The organism is Pirellulales bacterium (assembly GCA_035499655.1).
GTDB lineage: Bacteria > Planctomycetota > Planctomycetia > Pirellulales > JADZDJ01 > DATJYL01.
Window position 1 is genome coordinate 19,177 of the sequence record DATJYL010000026.1, and the last position, 20,350, is coordinate 39,526.

At 58.3% G+C, this 20,350-nt stretch carries 17 protein-coding genes; 9 read left to right on the forward strand and 8 right to left on the reverse strand.

Features of this window, described 5'->3' with window-relative positions; genetic code table 11:
• Positions 1 to 41: 41 nt before the first annotated feature.
• Both VMJ32_01660 and uvrA read right to left on the reverse strand, forming a co-directional pair.
• Positions 42 to 707 carry a hypothetical protein gene (locus tag VMJ32_01660; protein ID HTQ37700.1) on the reverse strand — a complete coding sequence of 222 codons (666 nt, stop codon included), beginning with the start codon at positions 705 to 707 and terminating at the stop codon, positions 42 to 44.
• Positions 708 to 777: 70 nt separating this feature from the next.
• Positions 778 to 8,193: an excinuclease ABC subunit UvrA gene (gene uvrA, locus VMJ32_01665; protein ID HTQ37701.1), complete on the reverse strand. Its 7,416-nt coding sequence runs from the start codon at positions 8,191 to 8,193 to the stop codon at positions 778 to 780.
• 209 nt (positions 8,194 to 8,402) lie between these two features.
• Between uvrA and VMJ32_01670 the strand changes: the two genes are divergently transcribed.
• The 3 genes from VMJ32_01670 to VMJ32_01680 all read left to right on the forward strand — a co-directional run bounded on the left by VMJ32_01670 (position 8,403) and on the right by VMJ32_01680 (position 9,460).
• A complete protein-coding gene (locus VMJ32_01670) occupies positions 8,403 to 8,648 on the forward strand; it encodes a hypothetical protein (GenBank protein HTQ37702.1) in 246 nt (81 codons plus the stop codon).
• Positions 8,649 to 8,657: 9 nt separating this feature from the next.
• Positions 8,658 to 8,969: a hypothetical protein gene (locus VMJ32_01675; GenBank protein HTQ37703.1), complete on the forward strand. Its 312-nt coding sequence runs from the start codon at positions 8,658 to 8,660 to the stop codon at positions 8,967 to 8,969.
• Positions 8,970 to 9,112: 143 nt separating this feature from the next.
• Complete coding sequence (locus VMJ32_01680; GenBank protein HTQ37704.1) at positions 9,113 to 9,460, forward strand: small basic protein; 348 nt, start codon at positions 9,113 to 9,115, stop codon at positions 9,458 to 9,460.
• Positions 9,461 to 9,579: 119 nt separating this feature from the next.
• Here VMJ32_01680 and hemG read toward each other — a convergent pair whose 3' ends face one another.
• Positions 9,580 to 11,091 (reverse strand): protoporphyrinogen oxidase, encoded by a 1,512-nt coding sequence (hemG, locus tag VMJ32_01685; protein HTQ37705.1) that lies wholly within the window; start codon positions 11,089 to 11,091, stop codon positions 9,580 to 9,582.
• A gap of 107 nt (positions 11,092 to 11,198) precedes the next feature.
• Between hemG and VMJ32_01690 the strand changes: the two genes are divergently transcribed.
• The 3 genes from VMJ32_01690 to VMJ32_01700 are packed head-to-tail and all read left to right on the forward strand — an operon-like array spanning position 11,199 to position 12,460.
• A complete protein-coding gene (locus tag VMJ32_01690; GenBank protein HTQ37706.1) occupies positions 11,199 to 11,453 on the forward strand; it encodes a hypothetical protein in 255 nt (84 codons plus the stop codon).
• 30 nt (positions 11,454 to 11,483) lie between these two features.
• Complete coding sequence (locus VMJ32_01695; protein ID HTQ37707.1) at positions 11,484 to 11,981, forward strand: methylated DNA-protein cysteine methyltransferase; 498 nt, start codon at positions 11,484 to 11,486, stop codon at positions 11,979 to 11,981.
• 38 nt (positions 11,982 to 12,019) lie between these two features.
• Positions 12,020 to 12,460, forward strand: a complete 441-nt coding sequence (locus VMJ32_01700; protein HTQ37708.1) for an NIPSNAP family protein — start codon at positions 12,020 to 12,022, stop codon at positions 12,458 to 12,460.
• A 31-nt stretch (positions 12,461 to 12,491) separates the two neighbouring features.
• Here the strand turns inward: VMJ32_01700 and VMJ32_01705 are convergent, their stop codons facing one another.
• From VMJ32_01705 to der, 3 genes are all read right to left on the reverse strand, one after another.
• Positions 12,492 to 13,397: an alpha/beta hydrolase gene (locus tag VMJ32_01705; GenBank protein HTQ37709.1), complete on the reverse strand. Its 906-nt coding sequence runs from the start codon at positions 13,395 to 13,397 to the stop codon at positions 12,492 to 12,494.
• Positions 13,398 to 13,519: 122 nt separating this feature from the next.
• Positions 13,520 to 13,873 (reverse strand): hypothetical protein, encoded by a 354-nt coding sequence (locus VMJ32_01710; protein ID HTQ37710.1) that lies wholly within the window; start codon positions 13,871 to 13,873, stop codon positions 13,520 to 13,522.
• A 304-nt stretch (positions 13,874 to 14,177) separates the two neighbouring features.
• On the reverse strand, positions 14,178 to 15,551 hold the full coding sequence (gene der, locus VMJ32_01715) for a ribosome biogenesis GTPase Der (protein HTQ37711.1): 1,374 nt from the start codon (positions 15,549 to 15,551) through the stop codon (positions 14,178 to 14,180).
• 134 nt (positions 15,552 to 15,685) lie between these two features.
• Between der and VMJ32_01720 the strand changes: the two genes are divergently transcribed.
• From VMJ32_01720 to floA, 3 genes are all read left to right on the forward strand, one after another.
• On the forward strand, positions 15,686 to 16,327 hold the full coding sequence (locus VMJ32_01720; GenBank protein ID HTQ37712.1) for a sigma-70 family RNA polymerase sigma factor: 642 nt from the start codon (positions 15,686 to 15,688) through the stop codon (positions 16,325 to 16,327).
• 11 nt (positions 16,328 to 16,338) lie between these two features.
• A complete protein-coding gene (gene mnmA, locus VMJ32_01725; GenBank protein ID HTQ37713.1) occupies positions 16,339 to 17,580 on the forward strand; it encodes a tRNA 2-thiouridine(34) synthase MnmA in 1,242 nt (413 codons plus the stop codon).
• Positions 17,581 to 17,722: 142 nt separating this feature from the next.
• A complete protein-coding gene (gene floA / locus VMJ32_01730; protein HTQ37714.1) occupies positions 17,723 to 18,727 on the forward strand; it encodes a flotillin-like protein FloA in 1,005 nt (334 codons plus the stop codon).
• Here the strand turns inward: floA and VMJ32_01735 are convergent.
• Positions 18,636 to 19,844, reverse strand: coding sequence for a dockerin type I repeat-containing protein (locus VMJ32_01735; GenBank protein HTQ37715.1), 1,209 nt, complete (start codon positions 19,842 to 19,844; stop codon positions 18,636 to 18,638). The genes floA and VMJ32_01735 overlap by 92 nt on opposite strands.
• Positions 19,845 to 19,862: 18 nt before the next feature.
• On the reverse strand, positions 19,863 to 20,350 hold a 488-nt coding region (locus VMJ32_01740; protein ID HTQ37716.1), incomplete at its 5' end, for a PEP-CTERM sorting domain-containing protein.

Consider the following 20,350-nt stretch of genomic DNA (forward strand, 5'->3'; position numbering starts at 1 on the left):
CGCGCCGGGATGGTCATTGGTCATTTATTCGACATTAGACATTAGTCACATTGGTTCGTGACCAGTTCCAGCGTGCCCCAGGTGCTGGGGTCTTCCTTGTAGGGCAGCGTCGGCGGGCAGCAGAAAGTGTGTTCGCCGATTTCTCGGTCGATCACGGCCCAGTGAAAACCGAGCTTCGGATGTTCGGCCGGATCGAATCCGGTCAGGGCCGCCGCCGGAATGGCAATATCCAGGCGATATCCGTCGTTCAGCTTGTGGCACACTGCGCCCAGTGAATCGCGCACCAGCGGCTTGGGATTTTCGCGGGACCGGTTGATGGCGATGAGTTCCGCGATGGGCTGGGCCTGTTGATATCCGCCGCCGGTGGGCAAAAACACGAACTGATGGCAGAAGCGGCTGGCGCGGTGAATGTTGTGCGTATCGCGGGTGTCGATCCAGAGATACACGCCGTCGCTGTCGTCGATGCGGCTTTCGCGGCACCAGGGCGGCTGCTTCTTTCCCTGCACGGCAACCGAAAATGCCAGCCCCTGCTCGCTCCAAGCGGCCCGCACTTGCACGCGCTGCGGTGCATCGTCCAGCTCCGCGAAATTGGGCAGCAGATACTCATCCTCCAAAGTCACTCCCTTGGGCGTCCACAGCTTCGCCGCCTGCCGGCACGGCACGGCCAAGCGAAACAAAAAACTCGGGGGCAGAAGTTGGTGAGGCATGTGAGAGGTGAGGGGTGAATTCATGAATCGTAAATGACAAACGTTACTAGCCGGCGGCTATTTGCAACCACTACTCACTCGCCGCCAACTGCTTCTTCCGAAACAGTGGCCGGCCATTTTCCTCGGCGGCTTCAATCGTGGCCGCATGTTCCCGCAAAAAGGCCGCTAAATCGCCCCGGTGTAAATGGTCCGAGCTTGTAAACCGCAACTTCATGACGTCCACGTCCGTACGGGCAGCTTCAAATTCCGGCTCGGTTCCCAAATCCGCAATCCGCCCCAGCGCAAAGCGCCCCTTAGGACCCGCCAGCGACAATTCCACGGCCGCCAATTTTTTGGTCCACACCCGGGCCCACGGCTCGCGCTGCCCTGGCAACAGCAAATTGATCACCTGGCTGTGGTTCCACAAGGCTTGTGCTTGCGGGGCTGCGGCCAGGAGCATTTCCAACAGTTCTTCCAGCACTTCGGCTTCCCAGGCAATTTTTTTGCCTGGCGGGAAACCCTTTCGCAGCAGATGCCACTTGCGGCCCAGCACCGTCCAGGGCATGACCGATTCCGGGTCTTGCTGGGCCCGCTGCGTAATTTTTTTGAAGCCCGCCACCGCCTGCTCGATAAATTCCCAGAAATGCTGGTGATCGATTTCGTCCAGGGCGTGAACCTTCAATTCCACTTCCTGCCACGGCCCGCGCAGCGTGCGAATTTTCACACGCCGGTCGGTACCGTACACGGGCAGTTCGTGAAGTTCGTTCAGCGGCTTCATGCCGAGCCGCGAAATCAACTGGTCGCGGTTGAACGTCGCCTTAGCCATTCGAAATTTCAACTTCAACAGCCATTGCTCGCCGGTGATGGCGTGGAGAAACCAGCCGTCTGTTTTTTTGGGGGCGGCGATTTCGACCACGCTGCGGTCGTTCCAGTTTGTGGGGCTAAACTCGCCGAGTTCTTGAATGCGATCGACCACTTGCTCCAAAATTTTGCCATCCCAGCGGCAGGGTTCGCCGTTGCGGCCCACGCGGTCGACCGTGTGCCAGCGCGGGCCATCGGCTTCCCACGGCATTTTGGTTTGCTCGCCGACGGCGGCAATTTCCAAATCGCCTTTTCGCTGGGCTTGGGCGGCGGCGAAATCGTGCGGCTTGCGTTCTTCATGCGGCCCGGCGGCCAACACCGGGGCGAGCGCGGCGGCGGTGTGAGAGGCAAAAGCAGAAGGCTGAAGGCTGAAGGCAGAATTTGCGTTGTCGTTTGCTCGCTTGGCCGCTTGAATCTTCCCCTTCTGCTTTCTGCTTTCTGCCTTCTGCGTTTGTATGATTTCCTCCGGCGTCCCCTCGGCCACGACCTGTCCGCCGCCGGCGCCGGCTTCGGGACCCAAATCGATGACCCAATCGGCGGTTTTGACGACATCCAAATTATGCTCGATCACGATGACCGTGTTGCCCAAATCGACCAGCCGCTGCAGCACATCGAGCAACTTGCGAATGTCGTCAAAATGCAGCCCCGTGGTCGGCTCGTCGAGCACGTACAGCGTGCGGCCCGTGTCAGGCCGGGCCAACTCGGCAGCCAACTTTACGCGCTGGGCCTCGCCGCCGGAAAGCGTATGGGCCGGTTGCCCCAGCCGCACGTAATCCAGCCCCACGTCGCACAGCGTTTGTAAAATGCGGCGGATTTTCGGAATGTTCTCGAACAATTTGAGAGCCCGGCCGCAGGACATTTCCAGCACGTCGGCAATCGATTGCCCATGATACGTCACCGCCAGCGTTTCCGGATTGTAGCGCCGGCCGCGGCAGGTATCGCATTGCACCCACACGTCGGGCAAAAAGTGCATTTCGATGCACAACTCGCCGTTGCCTTCGCACGCTTCGCACCGGCCGCCGGGCGCATTGAAGCTGAACCGCCGCGGCGTGTAACCCCGCACTTTGGCCTCGGGCAATTGCGAAAACAATTGGCGAATTAAATCGAACATGCCAGTGTATGTGGCCGGATTGCTGGTCGGCGTGTTCCCGAGCGGCTGTTGATCGACCTGGATGATTTTGTTGATGTACTCGATGCCGCGGATTTCGTCGTGCAGGCCGGGAATTTCGCCCGCCCGATGGAGCGTGCGCGCCAGCGACTTGCAGAGCACATCTTCGATGAGCGAACTTTTGCCCGAGCCGCTGACGCCGGTGATGGCCGTGAGTGTGCCCAGCGGAATGCGGACCGTCAGGTTGCGCAGGTTGTTGTGCCGCGCGCCGACGATGCTGAGATAATTGATCGGTTCCGCGCTCGTGTTGACTTCACTACCGCCCTGCGCCCGGTCGACACCCGTCGACCGTGCTCGGTTGCTCCTTGCGGCTAAACGGCGGTTTGTCGGGACGGGAATTGATTTTTTGCCGCTCAAATAGGGCCCGGTCACTGAGCTGCGGCTTTTGCTCACCTCGGCCGGCGTGCCGTGGGCCACGATTTGCCCACCGAATTCGCCGGCCGCGGGACCGAAATCGAGCAGCCGATCGGCGCTGGCCACGACTTCTTTATCGTGCTCCACCACCAGCAGCGTGTTTCCCAGATCGCGAAGTTTTTGCAGCGCGCTGAGCAGGCGGCGATTGTCGCGCGGATGCAGGCCGATGGTCGGTTCATCAAGCACGTACAGCACGCCGCACAGCCCGCTGCCGACCTGGCTGGCCAAGCGAATCCGCTGCGCTTCGCCGCCGGAAAGCGTGGGCGCCTGGCGACCGAGCGTGAGATATTCCAGTCCCACGTCGATTAAAAATTGCAAGCGGTTGCAAATTTCGCGGAGCAAATCGCCGGCGATTTTTTTCTCGCTGCCCGTCGGCTTCCAGGCGGAGAAATCGGCCAGCAATTGATCGAGCGGTTGGCGGCACAGCTCGCCGATGGTTTGATCGCGCAGCCGCACGGCCCCGGCCAGTTGGTTCAAGCGACTGCCGCCGCACACCGAGCATTCCACTTCGTCGACCAAATGATCCAACTGCCCACGCATGGTCGGCGATAACCGCGCGGCTTCCTCCAGCGCCGGGTAGAGGCCTTTGTATTGAAAACGAAACAGCGGCTGTTCTGGAGCGCCCGCGCTCGCCTGTCGGCTCGCGGCTAAACTTTTCTCTGCCTGCGGCCCGCCGTCTTCTGCCTTCTGCCTTCTGCTTTCTGCCTTCTGCTCTCCTCTCACCTCAATCCAATCTTCCCCCGCGCCGTGCATGACGATTCGCCGCTCGCGGCTGGTGAGTTGATCGAATGGCACGTCGGTGCGCAGCCCCGTCTGAGCGGCCAGCGCGGCTAGCATCTGCTTAAATAGCGGCCGGCTCACTTCCGTCCACAGGGCAATCGCGCCGTCGGCCAGTGAAATTTTTGGATCGCGGATCAAAGCCGCCGGATTGGCCCCCAACTGCGTCCCCAAGCCTTCGCACTCTTTACACCAGCCGAGCGGACTGTTGAACGAAAAGCTGTGCGGCGTGAGCGGCTCGAAGCTGCGGCCGCACTTGTCGCAGGCAAAATGCTGACTGTGAACTTCCGTCGGCCAGCGCTGCTCCTGCACGCCATCGACCGGGAAGCAAATGTGCAGCACGCCTTTACCCAGCGACAACGCCGTTTCCACGCTGCTGGCAATCCGGCTACGAGCGTCACTGCCGGGCCGAACCGTGATGCGGTCGACAATCACTTCCACCGCATGCTTGCGGCGGCGGTCAATCGTCGGCGGGGCATCGACGGTGAATGTTTCGCCATCGACCCGCATTCGCTGATAGCCCTGCGAACGGATTTCGTCCCACAGCGTTTCGTATTTTTCGCCGACGCGAATGTCCAGCGGGGCCATTAAATACAGTTTGGTGCCCGGCTGCTCGGCTATGATTTTTTCGATAATTTCGTCCGACGATTGCGTGCCGATGGGGACATCGCACGCCGGACAATACGGCTTGCCCAGCCGGGTGAGCAGCACCCGCAGGTAATCGTAAATTTCGGTCACGGTGCCGACCGTGGAGCGCGGCGTGTGGCCAAGATTTTTCTGCTCGATGGCAATCGCCGGCGACAACCCCTCGATATGCTCCAGCTTGGGCTTTTGCATTTGGCCGACGAACTGCCGGGCGTATGCGCTCAAACTTTCCACGTACCGCCGCTGGCCTTCGGCATAAATGGTGTCCATGGCCAGCGAACTTTTGCCGGAACCGCTTAGCCCGCAGCAGACGGTCATTTGATCGCGTGGGATTTCGACATCGATGCCTTTCAGATTATGTTGCCAGGCCCCGCGGACCCGGATGGTTTGCTCGCCGAAAATTTCGCCGGCGGATTTTTTGCTCTTACGAGATTTTGGATGAGCCGCAGCGTCGGCAACGCTAGTTTCGCCATGCAAGATTGGCCGCAGCGCGACGGCAGTGTGCGAGGCGCTCGGTTCAATTACACTACCGCCCTGCGCTCGGTCGACGCCCGTCGACTGTGCTCGGTTGCTCCTCGCGGCTAAACGGTTGTCCTTCTCACTGACCACTTCCTCCGGCGTGCCGACGGCCACCACTTCGCCGCCGCCAGCGCCGCCTTCGGGCCCCATATCGATAATCCAATCGGCGGTTTTAATCACGTCCAAATTATGTTCGATCACAATCACCGTGTTGCCCAAATCGACCAGGTCGTGCAGCACTTTCAGCAGCATTTGGATGTCGGCAAAGTGCAAGCCGGTTGTCGGTTCGTCGAGCAAATACAGCGTGCGGCCTGTGCTGCGCTTGACGAGTTCGCGGGCCAGTTTGATGCGTTGCGCCTCGCCGCCAGAGAGCGTGGGCGAGGCTTGCCCTAGCTTCAAATAATCCAGCCCCACGTCGTGCAACGTTTGCAGTTTGCGGCGGATATCGGGCACGTTTTCGAAATGCGCCAACGCTTCCTGCACGTCCATTTCGAGCACTTCGGCTATGCTCTTCCCCTTGAACTTCAACTGCAGCGTCTCGCGGTTGAAGCGGTGCCCATTGCACACCGGGCAAGTCACCCACACGTCGGCCAGAAAATCCATTTCCAGCCGGTTGGAGCCGTTCCCTTCGCAGGCCTCACACCGGCCGCCGCTTACGTTGAAACTGAAGCGCCCCGGCTTATACCCGCGGGCTTTCGATTCCGGCAGCTTGGCGAACAAATCGCGAATGTCGTCGGCCAGCTTGATGTACGTGGCCGGGTTGGAGCGCGGCGTGCGACCGATGGGGGATTGATCGATGGCGATGAGTTTGTCGAGGTGTTCCAAACCTTCGATGCGATCGTGCGCTCCCGGATTGCCGAGGCCGCCGTTCAAATCGCGATTGAGCGCTTCGGCCAGAATATCGCTGGCCAGCGAGCTTTTGCCGGAGCCGCTGACGCCGGTCACGCAGACCAGCGCGCCGAGCGGAATTTCGACCGTGATGTTTTTGAGATTGTTGTGGCGGGCGCCGACAATGCGGAGGTGATTTTCACCTGGTGCTGAGCTTCCCTTCCGATTAGCTGCTAAACCGCTAGCGGACTTCGCACCGTTGCCATTTGCGCCCAATCCATTCAAATTGATTCGGCGTTGTGACGGAATTTCAATCTTCCGCGTGCCGTTCAAAAACTGCCCGGTCACGCTGCGCTCGGTGTTGATAATCTTTTCGAGCGGGCCGGCGGCGACTAGTTCGCCGCCGCGCACGCCGGGGCCAGGGCCGAAATCGATGATCGTGTCGGCCGCCCGCATCGTGTCTTCATCGTGTTCGACCACGACGACGGTATTCCCCTTGTCGCGCAACTGATGCAGCGTATCGAGCAGCTTTTGATTGTCGCGTGGATGCAAACCGATCGAGGGTTCGTCGAGAATGTACAGCACGCCGACCAGCCCGCAGCCGACTTGGCCGGCCAGACGAATGCGCTGCGTTTCGCCGCCGGACAGCGTGGGGGCCGTGCGATCCAGCGACAGATAATCGAGCCCCACGTTGACCAAAAATCCCAGCCGCCCGCGAATTTCTTTCACCGCTTCTTCGGCAATTTTGCGGGCCGTGTCGTCCAAAATCAGCTCGCTGAAAAACTCGGCGGCGTCGCTGACCGCCAGGTTGCACACTTCCGGCAGGCAGCGGGCTGGGCGTTCAGCAAATTTCGGATGAGCCGTGGAAATGGTCACACTCCGGGCCTGCGGATTCAGCCGGGCCCCGTGACAGGCGGCGCAGGGCATGACGCTCATATATTTTTCCAACTGCCGCTGCTGCATTTTGCTGTTGGTGTTGCGATGCCGCGACAACAACTGCGGAATAATGCCTTCGAAATGCCCGCCGTATTTCATCCCTTGCGGACCGTTCCGCCAGGTGAAAGTGATATGCTCCTCGCCGGTGCCGTACAGCCAGATTTTTTGCAGCTCAGGCGAAAGCTGCCGCCACGGCGTCTCCAGCATCGTGCCGTGTTCCAGGCTGTGCAGCCGCTCGACGGTGTCGGCCACGCCCTGATAAATGTGCCGCCGCCAGCGCCCCATGTCGCGCCACGGACCGACCAACTCAATCGCGCCCTGGGCAAACGATAAATCGGCGTTGGGCACGAGCCGTTCGTCCGCGAAGCTGTAAATTTCCCCCAGCCCATCGCACTGCGGACACATCCCCTGCGGACTGTTGAAGCTGAACAGTTGCGGACTGGGCGGCTCAAAACTGATTCCGCAATGCGTGCAAGCGTAGTGAGCGGAGAGAACGAGGTCGGAGTTGTGCTTGGCTAAACGAGCGATTCCCTTGCGGCCTGTCGTGGCAGGCGCGCTCGCCTCACGGCTCGCAGCTAAACCGCCAGCGGTCTCCGTACTTTCTGTCCCCTGCGCCCTGCCCCCTGCGCCCTTTTCTCCCGCTTCCACCGCCACTACCAACTCGCCGCTGCCCAAGCGCAATCCCAACTCCACGGCCTCGGCCAAACGGGGCCGCACATTCGGTCCGGCGACCAGCCGATCAATCACCACTTCAATCTGGTGCCGCATCTGCCGGTCGAGCTTCAAATCGGTCGATAGTTGCACCACGTTGCCGTCGACCCGGGCCCGAGCAAATCCCTGCTTCAGCAAATCCTCGAACAAATCACGGTGTTCCCCTTTTTGAGCCCGCACCACTGGGGCCAGCACCAAAAACGGCGTCCGCTCCGGAAGCTGCAAAATCCGCTCGATAATTTGTTCCCGGCTTTGGGCGGTTATCGGCCGGCTGCACTTCGGGCAATGCCCCTGCCCCACGCGGGCAAATAGCACCCGCAGGTAATCGTAAATTTCCGTAATCGTGCCGACGGTAGAACGCGGATTTTGGCCCGAGCTTTTTTGTGCGATCGAAATCGACGGACTCAGCCCGGAAATGTGGTCGACTTCCGGCTTGGGCATTTGCCCCAAAAACTGCCGGGCGAAGCTGGACAGGCTTTCGACATACCGCCGCTGCCCCTCGGCATACAGGGTGTCGAACGCCAGCGAGCTTTTGCCCGATCCGCTAACGCCGGTTAGGCAAATGAGCTGATTCCGCGGCAGCACCACGTCGACGCCGCGCAGATTATGCTCTCGAGCGCCGCGGATAACGATATCAGGGGCAGGCATGTCGCGTTTTTTCCGTTTAGCCGCGAGGAGCAACCGAGCACGGTCGACGGGCGTCGACCGAGCGGAGGGCGGTAGTGCCTTCGTCGCGGAGAGGGTTCGTCCGTGAGCAACACATCATTCTAGCGGTGCAGCCCGCTGGTGGACACCCCTACACTCACGAATTCGTATAGTGAGTGAATCTGCCCGCGCCCCTCTGCTACAATGCGGGGATGAGCCAATTGTCGCGTATCCGCCGACTGCATGCCCTGTTAATCATGGCTGCCGGTTGGGCAATTGTGTTCTTCGTTGTCACGACTTTTGCCGGTCACCATGAATATGGAATTTGGCTTTGGTGGCTCGGCTGGGGCGTGATCGGCGCTGGGGCCGGCGCATTTCTTTCGTTCACCGTTCGTGGGGCAATTATCGGAGCGGTTGTTTTGGTTGCCTTGCTTGCTGAGATTCACTACCTAACGTGATAGGTCGCTATGAAACTCGCTTCACAATCCGCGATTGGGTGCTTTGCAAGGCGAATCGGGTATGATGAAGGGATGGAAAAGTATCTTAAATGGCTGTCGATATTATCGTGGGTGATTATCGGAGTTGCCCTCTTTTGTGTTTCTAAAGACGGATATCGTGTAGCGCGGGCAACTCCATTGATGATTGTCGGCTGGCCGACGCTTGGTGCTGGATTGGGCTTTTTCGCAATACCACGGTCACCAATTGCTGGGGCTTTTTTTGGATTTACATTGCATTTGCTTCTACTTTATTTGGCAATCGCCTCACACACGCTCTATTAAGCCTATGAAACTCCGCTTCACGATTCGTGAGGTCCATTTCGTTGGGACACTACCTCCTTTCCAAACGCCTTGTCGAAACGAATTTTGTCCTTTATATTGCGGCTTACCACTCACTTACTCACCACTCACTTTTAGCCCGTCCCATGACCATCGATAAAAGTCTTCGTGTCCGCCGTGGCAGTGTGAAAGCAGCAAACGTAATGAAGCGCGGCGAGCGCATTTCCAAGCTCAAGGAAGCCGAACGATGGGACGAAAGCATGTCGGTCCTGGGCCTGCCGAAGGTCAAGGTGCTGCGGCTGACGATGAAGAAGAAAAAGAAGAAGAAGGAAGAGGAAGGGGCCGAGGGAGCCGAAGGCGCTGCCGCCGCTCCAGGCACCGCCGCACCGCCCGCCGGCGCTGCCGCTGGCGCGAAAGCTCCTGCCGCCGCCGCTAAAGGCGCCGCTCCCGCCAAAGCCGCCGCCGCCCCAGCCAAGGGCGCCGCGAAGAAGTAACCGGGGGCAAAGCACCAATGACCACACGGAGTGGCGGAGCTAAATCCCATTGACCAATCATATTCGCTCCGTCATTGGTCATTGGAGCTTGGTTATTGGTCATTCGATTTTTTCATTGGTCATTGGTCATTTTTGAAGATCCGCTCCGCCGCTTCTTCGCCGCTTTTGATGCACTGTGGAATACCCACGCCCTCGTAGGCGTTGCCGGCTAGCGCCAGACCGGGCAATTCGGCCACATGCTGGTTGATGTATTGCAGATGCCACAAGTGGCCCAAATGATATTGCGGCATACTCGCCAGCCAGCGGAACACTTGCGACAAGCCGGCGCTGCCGCTGATGCCGAGCAAATCGCGCAGTTCCTCCTCGGCAGTGCGGCGCAATTGATCGTCGGACAACGCCAGCATTTCCGGCTGGAGCGCCCCGCCCAAAAACACGCGTATCAACACTTTTCCCTCGGGCGCGCGGCCCGGAAACTTCACGCTGGAAAAACTGGCCGAGAGAATTTTTCGCCGCTCGATGGCCGGCACCACGAAGCCAAAACTATCGAGGGGATGAGCAATTTGCGAACGATCGTAGCCCAGCACGACAATCGCTGAGCCGGCATATTCCACTTCCGACACTTCCCGCGCCAACTCCGCATTCACGCCTCGCAGCAACTTGCCCGTGACTGCCGCCGAAGTAGCCAAAATCACGCCGTCGAAAAGCTGGGGTTGTTCCCGCCCCCCGGCAGAGCCGGGGGCTAACTGTTCACTCACCACTAACCACTCACTACTCACTTTCTCCTGTCCACTGACCACCGACCACTGACCACTAGCTCTTTCCACCCGCTGCACCGCCGCATTCAATCGCACACATCCAGCCGGCAACCGCGCGGCAATCGCCTCGACCAAACTACTCATTCCTTCCCGCGGAGCCACAAACATGCTGTACCGCGCCCCGCTGTCTCCCTCTCCCTCTGGGAGAGGGCCGGGGTGAGGGTGCTGCTCGTTCCCTTTCCGTCTTGCCCGAACTGCCCGCCGCAAACTCCCCCACTGCCGTTCCATTTCCAAATATCGTGGCAGCGTCGCCGCCAGGCTCAGCTTTTCCGGATCGGCGGTGTAAATGCCGCCGACCAATGGCTGAACCAGCCGCTCAAACGCCTCGCGTCCCAGCCGCCGCCGAGCGAAACCGGCCACGCTTTCGTCATGCTGATCGGTCCGCGGCGGCACAAATCGTTCGCAAGCCAAACGCAGCTTCCCGCGCCAACTTAAAATCGGCGAGCGCATGATCGGTCCCAACCATTTCGGCGACATCAGCACAAATCCCTCGGGTACCCGCTCCAATTTTCCCCGGGCCACGACCATCGCCCCGCGATGGGCCGGCTCGGTCGGAATGAGTTGATCGGCAAAGCCAATTCGCCGGCACAAATTGACCGCGGCCGGCACGGTGGTGATGAAACTATCGGCGCTTTGCTCGATCAGAAAGCCATCTTGCCGAACTGTGCGAATCACGCCCCCCAACCGCTCGCTGGCTTCAAACAACACCACCTCGGCCTCTGGCGCAAGCTCCAGCACGCGGTGCGCAGCCGCCAGGCCGGAAATCCCGCCGCCAATCACGGCAATTCGCTTCGTCGCACTTGTAGCAGCCGACATGTTGGTGACCCGTCAAAAATGTAAACCATCGACCACGGATGATGGCATTCCTGATGCCACACGTTAAGATAAGCGAAGCTGCGCCACCATTACCACTGGTTTATCTCATGTCCCATTTATTACTTGCCGCTGATGTCATTGTGCGCAACGTGTACGATACCGACGGTTATGCCGTCGGTTGGTTTACGCTCTCGCTCATCAACGCCGGACTGGCCCAATCGAAAAACCGTAGTGCGCTGGGATGGTGGCTCGGCTCACTGTTCATCGGACCGATTGCCACATTGCTCATTGTTGTGCTGCCCAAGCTTCCCACGATACTCCGCCCGGTTCGCGAAACCCCGACATCAAATTCTACTTCCTGATCTCCATCGACTTGCTGAAACCGGAAACTCATGGCGCAGCGTAAAAAATCGTGGCGGGAAAAACTGGCCGACAGCAAAGACTTGCCCAAAACCGGCCGCATCACGGGCAAAATGTCGAAGCGTTGGGGCACGGGCAACTTCGTCATTCCCGCGCCGCTGGAAGTCGATGCCCTGATGAAGCGCGTCCCCAAAGGCATGCTAATCACCACCGCCGAAATTCGCGCCGCGCTGGCAAAAAAGCACGGCGTGAATGTGTGCTGCCCGATCACGGCCGGCATTTTCGCTTGGATTGCGGCCCACGCCGCCGAAGAAGCCGTGACCGATGCCACCGCCAACGCGCGCGGCAAACCCAAAACTACTCCCTACTGGCGCACGCTGAAAACCGGCGGCGAGCTTAACCCCAAATATCCCGGCGGCATCGCCCGGCTGCGCAAACAACTGGCCGCCGAAGGCCACCGTGTCGTCGCCAAAGGCAAGCGCTTTTTCGTGGCCGATTATCAAACGCGCCTGGCGAAAATCTCGGCGTGATCCCCCAACTCCCGGACACTTTTTTCGGAGAACCATTCATGCTCACTAAGCGATATTTTGTGATTGCCGTTGCGATGGCGGCGGCAGGCATGGCGTTTTTAGCCGGCCGCAGCGCGGGAATTGCCGCCATGAAAGCCGAGGCAGCCAACCGCGTGTTCGAAATTCGCACCTACACCGCCGAAGACGGCAAGCTCGACGCCTTGCTGGCCCGCTTCCGCGATCACACCTGCGGGCTGTTCGAAAAGCACGGCATGACCAGCATCGGCTACTGGGTGCCGCAAGACGAGCCGAGATCGAAAAACACGCTGGTCTACATTCTGGCCCACCCTAGCCGTGATGCCGCCCGGAAAAACTGGAGCGAGTTCAGCCGCGATCCGGAGTGGCAAAAAGTGAAATCGGATTCCGAAGCCGACGGCAAACTGACGACCAAAACCGAATCGCTCTTCGTCGACCCGACCGATTTTTCGCCGCTGAAATAATCGCGAAATCCGCGGTCCCTTTCCGCCCCGTTCACGCCTGCTTCAAAAATCCTTCCGTCTTCAAAAAATCGTAAAACTGCTGGATGAAGTCGTTGCTCGGCTTGCCGGCGTTGCTCTCGCGCATGCCGAAGCCGTGCGGCGTTTTGGCGTAGATGTGCAGCTCGGCCGAAACACCGGCGTTTTTCAGCGCCAAATAGTGATTGGCCAGCATCGTTTGAAAGTGGTTGCCATCTTCGTCCCCCACGGCAATGAATGTGGGCGGCAGGTTCATTTCCTTCGTGATGGTTTGCCCACGAATTCCCAGCGGCCCGGAATAAACCAAGCCCTGAAAATCAGGCCGGGCGGTTTGGCGTTCCACGGGATCGTCGGCGTCGTCTTTCCCTTTGCCCTGGTTTTCGTCGCCGGCCGCATCGCACACCAAGGCCGCCAGCTCGCCACCGGCGGAAAATCCCAAAATGCCCACCCGCGCCGGATCAATCCCCCATTCCTCGGCCCGGCTGCGCACTAACCGAATCGCCCGCTGGCCGTCCTCCGTGGGCGCCCCGGGCAGTTTGTAAGGCGAATCTTTTTCCCGCGCCAACCGATATTTCAGCACGAAGCAGGCCACGCCGTGATCGGCCAGCCACTGGGCCTCGTTGAGCCCCTCGTGAACCATCCACAATTCGCGATGCCCGCCGCCGGGCGCAATCACCACGGCCGCGCCGGTCGCTTTATCTTTCGGCGGCAAAAACACCGTCAGCGTCGGATTCTGCACGTTCGTGATGGTGTACTCGCCGTGCCCTTTGTCCGTTTTCACCTCCGCCATGTCTTTTCGATCTTCAAATCCTGGCACGCCGTTGGGCCACAATGGAATTTGCTGCGGCTGATCGTCGGCCCAGGCTGTATTCAACACGCCGCACCAAAGCAACAACACGGCCAGCATTCCCAAGAAACGCATGATGTTTTTCTCCATGTGAAGAAGTGAGGGGTGATTGGTGAGGGGTGAGTGGTCAGTTGTCATTCGTAAGTGGCAACGCTTTGCAACTGGCCACTGACCACTGACCACCGACCACTCTGTCCTCACTGCCCCGTGAGGTTCGGATTCGTGGCAATTGCATAGACAATGAATAAGCACACGGCGGTCATCAGCACCATCGCCACCAAAAACAGTCCATCCGCAAATCGCTCGGCCCGCAATCGCCGCCGCACCTTTCGATTCCGGATGGCCCAGTACGACAATATGCAAGATGCCAAGAAGATAATCGCATCGATCCCCAGGAAATCGTCGGCCAGCGTGTTAACCTTCTGCAGCGTGATTACAATCCGTATTAGCCCGATCACCGTCAGGCACACGCCCACCATGGCGGCGGACACGGCAAAAGTATGCACGCACAAATCATCTTCCAATGGAATTGTTTCTTTTACATCGCTCATGGGAAAGTTCGTCATCCTCTCCGGGCTGGCTTTCCGGATTTGAAGTTATGGCTGTTCGAAGCCTTTCGTTTGGCGGCACGCGCCCGCATTATGGCCGGAGAAAAGATGCCGGGCAACGGGAGCCCGCCGACACATCTGAGCAGTTGTTCGACAAAGATTCCGGTTCTCCGGACTCTCGATATTATTTGCGCAAAGAGATCCCGATCTGATGCTCGGGGCTATTGACTGCCTGCCCTCCGGGCCTCGTGCAACGTCGCGCCGCGAATCTGAAGCGTTTCAATAAAATTGGGCCACGGTTTGATGGCTAGGTGGCGGCGGGATTTCCGCTGGCGGTTTCGCCTTCGGCGGGTTTTTCGCGTTCTTCCCGGCGGCGGAGGTAGAGCTTGATGGGGACTTCGCTAAACGGCAGCCGTTCGCGGAAGACACCCAACAAATAGCGGCGGTAGGTTTGCGAAATGCCGGCCGGATTGGAGCAGAACAAAACGACCGTGGGGGGCTCGATGCCGACTTGGGTGGCGAAGAGAATTTTGGGCTGACGATTTTGATAAATCGGCGGGGGATTGGCATCGATGGCGGCGCGGAGGAGCTTATTCAAATCGGCGGTGGCCACTCGTTGCCGGGCTTGCTTGAACAGCATTTGGGCATGATTCAACAGGGCTTTCACATTTTTACCGCTTTGGCCGGTGACGAACGCAATCGGCACATAATGCACGGCGCGAAACGTATCGTAGATGTAATGCACCCATTTTTCGGTCGGCATGCTTTCGTGGCGGAGGTCCCATTTATTCACGACGAAAATGCAGGGTTTATATTGCTGCGAAATATAATCGCACAGTTGCTTATCGACTTTGCTGATGCGCTGCGTGGGATCGAAGAACAACAGCACGACATCGGCCCGGCGGACGCTGCGCTGCGCCCGGTGCAGGCTGTAAAACTCCACATCGCTGGCGATGCTGCGTTGGCGCTTGAGGCCTGGCGTATCGATGGCGACAAAGGCTCTGCCATCGAGTTCAAAACGCACGTCCACACTGTCGCGGGTGGTGCCGGGCACCTCGCTGACAATCATGCGTTCGGCCTGAGCCAGAGTGTTGACGAACGTGCTTTTACCGACGTTGCGGCGGCCGACAATGGCGATTTTCATGTCGGGCTCAGCGGGCGGGGTGGAGTTTTCCTCCAACGGCGGCGGAAGGCGCTCGATAATCAAATCGAGCAATTCCTCGCGGTGTCGATTTTGCGTCGTGCTGGTGCACAGCAACTTGCCGCGGCCCAGCTTGTAAAATTCGTCAGCATTAGGGTCAATCGAAACATCGTCCGCCTTGTTCGCAACACAAATGATGGGGGCCTGCACATAACGCAAACGCTTGGCCACTTCCTGATCCAGCGGCATGAGGCCTTCGCGGGCATCGACCACCATTAAAATGACCGCCGCTTGTTCCAAGGCGGCGTTGATTTGTTCCTCGATTTGCGGAGTCAGGTTGTCGGGGTCTTCGAAGCCTAGGCCGCCGGTGTCGACCAACTCGAAATAGCGTCCTTTCTCACAGATTAAATACGTCATCCGATCGCGAGTGACCCCGGCGGTGGGATCGACAATCGCCAACTTCCGGCGCGCAAGCCAATTGAAGAGGCTCGATTTGCCCACATTTGGCCGACCCACGATGACGACTTGCGGAAGACCCATATTGTTAGCGTAACATGGCGAAAAGAATCGTTATAGGAGCGGGCTGTATGCGGCACAAGGAAAGCCGGGTAGGATGAATGCCGATCCCACGGACGTGGAATTATACCCCAGGGGCCCTTGGGAAGGCCTGTTCCATGGCGAGCGAAGAAACATCGACAAACGACGAGGCATTGGCCAACCGTGTGCGCAGCGGCGACAGCCAAGCGTTGGCAGAATTTTTGGTGGCCAAGCATCCACAATTGATGGCCTTTATCGACCGCCGGTTGGGAGCGGGACTGCGGCGTAAAATCGAGCCGGACGATTTGTATCAGGAAGTCAGCGCCGAGGCGGTGCGTTCGCTGGGGGAAGTCGACTTAACTGATCGCGACCCCTTCAATTGGTTGTGCCAGGTGGCGGAACGGCGGATTATCGACGCACATCGAAGATTCTTCGGCAGCCAGAAGCGCGATGCGGGGCGAGAAGTTTCCCTCAACGCCGCGGGAGGTGGCAGCACCAGCACGACCCGGCCCGGGTTGATAAACATGCTGGTGGCGAGCATGACATCGGCCAGCCAGGCGTTTTCGCGCGATCAAAAACAATTGCGCATGTTGACCGCATTGGAACAATTACCGGAAGAAAATCGTGAGGCCCTGCGGCTGCGTTATTTGGAAGGCATGCCCTCCAAGCAAATTGCAGAGAAGTTGGGAAAATCGGACGGCGCGATTCGAGTGATGCTGACGCGCTCGTTGGCCAAGCTGCAGCAGATATTGGGCACGGATACCATTAGCAACGTATGAAGGACTGAATGGTGGCACGAGTTGTGATGGCCATGTCGGGCGGAGTCGATAGCAGCGTGGCGGCGGCACTTTTGTGCCGAGCGGGCCACGAGGTGATCGGCGTGTTCATGCGGCATGGTGAGGCGCCGGTAGAATCGGAAACAACCGCTTGTGCTTCAAACAGCGCGACACAGGGCGGGCAACTACCGATCGTGTCCGGACGGCTGGATCACAAGCAAGGCTGTTGCAGCGTTTCGGACGCCGAAGATGCCCGCCGCGTGGCCGAGCAGTTGGGCATTCCGTTTTATGCGCTGAATTTAAGCGACGACTTTGCGCGAATCATCGATTACTTCGTCGATGAGTACACGGCGGCCCGAACACCGAACCCCTGCGTGATGTGCAACCATTGGCTGAAATTTGGGAAGTTGTACGATTACGCCGACCGTGTGGGAGCGGAATTTGTGGCCACGGGACATTATGCCCGGGTTGAGAGTTCTGAAAGCTGCAGCCAGATTGATGAACCATGGGACATTGGGGCGGCATCTTCACCATTGCTACTGCGCGGACTCGATCCAGCCAAAGATCAATCGTATGTGTTGTTCGGGGTGGATCGCGGATATCTTTCCCGAATGATGTTGCCGATCGGCAATTATCGCAAAAACGAAATCCGGCAGCTGGCCCGCGAATTTGGGCTGCGCGTGGCGGACAAGCGCGACAGCCAGGAAATTTGCTTTGTGTCCAGCGGCGATCACGCTGAGTTTGTCCGCCGCCGCCGCTTCAACCGCTGCGGATCACGAATTAGTTCTTCTACCACTAGGGTGGCAAACGAAATGGATGAAACGGAGTCGGCAGGGCCTCTGGATTCGTCAGGGCAAATTGTGCTGGCCGATGGCTCTGTGGTAGGCCAGCATGACGGAATCGAAGCGTTCACGATCGGTCAACGTAAAGGATTGGGCGTGGCGATGGGCGAACCGTACTATGTAACGCGCATCGAGGCCGCCAGCCGGCGGGTGTTCATCGGTCGGCGGGAAGAATTGGCCCGCAGCGAACTGACGGCCAATCGGGCGAATTGGCTGGTCGATGCGCCCACTGCGCCGTTCCGTGCCTCGGTTCAAATTCGGTATAACAGCGCGGCGGCGCCGGCGGTCGTGGAACCGTTGGAAAACGGCCAATTCCGAGTGCGATTCGAGGAACCAAGGTATGGCGTCGCCCCAGGGCAGGCCGCCGTTTGTTATGATGGCAATTATGTGCTTGGCGGGGGCTGGATTGAGTGAATCGCGATGTCTGCCAACGATCTTGGTTCTGTTAATCTTTGTGCTCGTTGGAAAAATCGTTCTTGCGACACGCGATGCCGCTACTATAATCGCGTGAGATCGATCGTTTACCCGTCCGCTGCTCATCTGGCGATAATTAACTATGCTGCCGCCCCTCACGCTGTTCGCGCAATTTGACCATCTGCCCGACAATATCGGCCTGTATGTCGTCGGCGGCGTGGTGGCGTTTTTCTTTCTCATTTTCATGCTGCTGGTGCTCACCTATGGCAAATTGTGGTTCCAAGCATACATGTCGAATGCCCGGGTCAGTTTGCTAAGCCTGGTGGGCATGAGCTTACGCAAGGTAGATGCCCGAGTGATCGTGCAGGGCCGAATTATGGCGCTGCAGGCGGGCGTGGGAACCGATCGGCAAACCGGCATCAGCACGCGGCGATTGGAAGCGCACTATTTGGCCGGCGGCGACGTGCCGCGTGTCATTCGGGCAATCATTGCGGCACATCGGGCGGACATTGATTTGGATTTTGACCGCGCCGCCGCCATTGATTTGGCCGGGCGCGACGTGCTCGACGCCGTGCAAACCAGCGTGAACCCCAAGGTCATCGATTGCCCCGATCCCAATACCAGCCGCAAAAGCACGCTTTCGGCCATTGCCAAAAACGGCGTGGAATTGAAAGTGAAAGCCCGCGTCACGGTCCGCACCAATTTGCAGCAATTGATCGGCGGAGCGACCGAGGAAACTATTATTGCTCGCGTCGGCGAGGGCATTATTACCGCCATCGGCTCGGCGGAAAGCCATTTGAGCGTCATCGAAAACCCGGACCGGATCAGCAAGGCCGTGCTGGAGCGCGGGCTGGACGCCAACACGGCGTTTCAAATTGTGTCGATTGACATTGCCGACGTCGACGTGGGCGAAAACATTGGCGCTCGGCTGCAGGCCGACCAAGCGGAAGCCGATACCCGCGTGGCCCGCGCCAAGGCGGAAGAACGGCGCGCGTTCGCCATTGCCCGCGAGCAAGAAATGAAAGCCGCGGTGCAGGAAAATCGGGCATTGGTCATCAAATCTGAAGCTCAAGTGCCTGTGGCGATGGCGCATGCCTTTCGTGTTGGCAATCTGCACGGAAAAGCAGGAGATAACGGGGCAGCCTGATAAAGCGCCGCCATTGCACTAGGAGCCAACACCCCAAAGCAATCCAGGCGAGCAACGCGGCGCTGGGTTCCGGCACGGAAGAGGTTCCGCCGCCGCCGCCGGCCAGTAAATTCAGCAGCGCTTGCAGGTCGGCGTTGCTGACCACGCCGTCCTGGTTTACATCCGCAATGGCCGTAAACTCCATGCTGGACATATTATTGTTGGCCGCTTTGTAGGCGCTTGGGTTGGCCAAGGCTTGCAGCATCAACGGAATATCTGCCGCAGTCTTTTCCCCATCCAGGTTGAAATCGCCGCGCATAATGGCGCTGTAAATAGCTAAAGTTGCAGCATCTTGTTGCGTGTAATCTGCATTGCCAGAAAAATTGCCTTGGTTCTTGTCTGAAATCGAAAATACATCGACCATCGGAATCGTGGTCAATGTCACTTGCGAGCCGTCACTAAGCGTGAAAGGAACCGTAACCGTGAACGAAAAACCATACTCCCCATATGTTGGTCCGGAGCCAATAAATAATTCCTTGGCCAGTTCGTGAGCATCGTACAACGAAACGCCAAGTCCCGGATCGAACGATGTGTTCCCGTACACATAAGCAAGTCCGCCTGATGCGCCGGGATATGTGGCCGTGCCAGTGATCGGATTGTAATCCCGGTCATAGATTTGAATGTAGGTACCGTTAGGAGCCGCCGTGGCCTGTGCCAATCCATTTGTTCCCAGTATGCCGTTCGAAAAATACAAGGGGCTGGTAATGTTGAACGTAGCGCCGGAATAATCCGGAAATGGACCTGATGTTTGAGCAAAACCATGCTCGACATAATAGTATCCGGATGTCAATGTGCTGTTGAAATTCTCAATAAACAGATTCGCCATGGGGGCTGGCGTCTTCAGTTTGGGGTCCAAATAATCACTTGCCGACGAGACCAAGATTGTTGTTGGGTCGTAATAATTATCCACGGACAAATTAAAGCCGTGTGCCCAAACCCGCCCAGCCACGATAATCGATGCCAATATTATTGAACTGAACGTGATTGCTTTCATACTAAGCTCCTCCGACCTATTGCATGCCATATGGGAGTGAAAAAAGTGTGGCTGGCTCGGCTTCGCCGACAGCCGAGCCGCCACACGCTTGTGAAATAACACCTAATCACTACCGCCTTTTCGCCGTGATCGGTGTGCGATCAGCAATCCTCCGCCAATTAAAGCCAGCAAAAATGAAGAGGGTTCTGGGACCAACGCCGCGTAAATTGCTTCCGTTGCGGCGTCCTGCAGGGGAAACGGCGCAAAGGTGGCGAATCCGCCGGGATTATCCGGATCGGTGGTGGTGTCAAGTGCGAACACGTCATAAAGAGGTCCCGTGTCAAGCGTCATCCCATTACTAGCAAAGTGAACGAGCACATCGAAAGCAAAACCGTACTCTCCATATGTCTGAGTAGAGTCGGCAGCCAGATAGATGTCCTTTTCCAATTCGTGATAATAGTAAAGCGACACCCCAAAACCTGTTTGGAATGAAGTGTTGCCGTAAATGTACACATCGCCGGCGGAAGCTCCGGGATAAGATGGGTCGCCGGCATAAAGGTCGTAAATGTGCACATAGGTTCCCGACGAGGCGGGCACGGCTGGACTGGTTC

Coding starts and splice junctions, on each gene's coding strand:
- VMJ32_01710 (HTQ37710.1), bottom strand. CDS start 13,873: ATGAGCGATGTAAAAGAAACAATTCCATTGGAAGATGATTTGTGCGTG.
- VMJ32_01720 (HTQ37712.1), top strand. CDS start 15,686: ATGGCGAGCGAAGAAACATCGACAAACGACGAGGCATTGGCCAACCGT.
- der (HTQ37711.1), bottom strand. CDS start 15,551: ATGGGTCTTCCGCAAGTCGTCATCGTGGGTCGGCCAAATGTGGGCAAA.
- VMJ32_01700 (HTQ37708.1), top strand. CDS start 12,020: ATGCTCACTAAGCGATATTTTGTGATTGCCGTTGCGATGGCGGCGGCA.
- hemG (HTQ37705.1), bottom strand. CDS start 11,091: ATGTCGGCTGCTACAAGTGCGACGAAGCGAATTGCCGTGATTGGCGGC.
- VMJ32_01680 (HTQ37704.1), top strand. CDS start 9,113: ATGACCATCGATAAAAGTCTTCGTGTCCGCCGTGGCAGTGTGAAAGCA.
- VMJ32_01675 (HTQ37703.1), top strand. CDS start 8,658: ATGAAACTCGCTTCACAATCCGCGATTGGGTGCTTTGCAAGGCGAATC.
- VMJ32_01690 (HTQ37706.1), top strand. CDS start 11,199: ATGTCCCATTTATTACTTGCCGCTGATGTCATTGTGCGCAACGTGTAC.
- VMJ32_01695 (HTQ37707.1), top strand. CDS start 11,484: ATGGCGCAGCGTAAAAAATCGTGGCGGGAAAAACTGGCCGACAGCAAA.
- VMJ32_01670 (HTQ37702.1), top strand. CDS start 8,403: ATGAGCCAATTGTCGCGTATCCGCCGACTGCATGCCCTGTTAATCATG.
- uvrA (HTQ37701.1), bottom strand. CDS start 8,193: ATGCCTGCCCCTGATATCGTTATCCGCGGCGCTCGAGAGCATAATCTG.
- VMJ32_01660 (HTQ37700.1), bottom strand. CDS start 707: ATGCCTCACCAACTTCTGCCCCCGAGTTTTTTGTTTCGCTTGGCCGTG.
- floA (HTQ37714.1), top strand. CDS start 17,723: ATGCTGCCGCCCCTCACGCTGTTCGCGCAATTTGACCATCTGCCCGAC.
- VMJ32_01705 (HTQ37709.1), bottom strand. CDS start 13,397: ATGCGTTTCTTGGGAATGCTGGCCGTGTTGTTGCTTTGGTGCGGCGTG.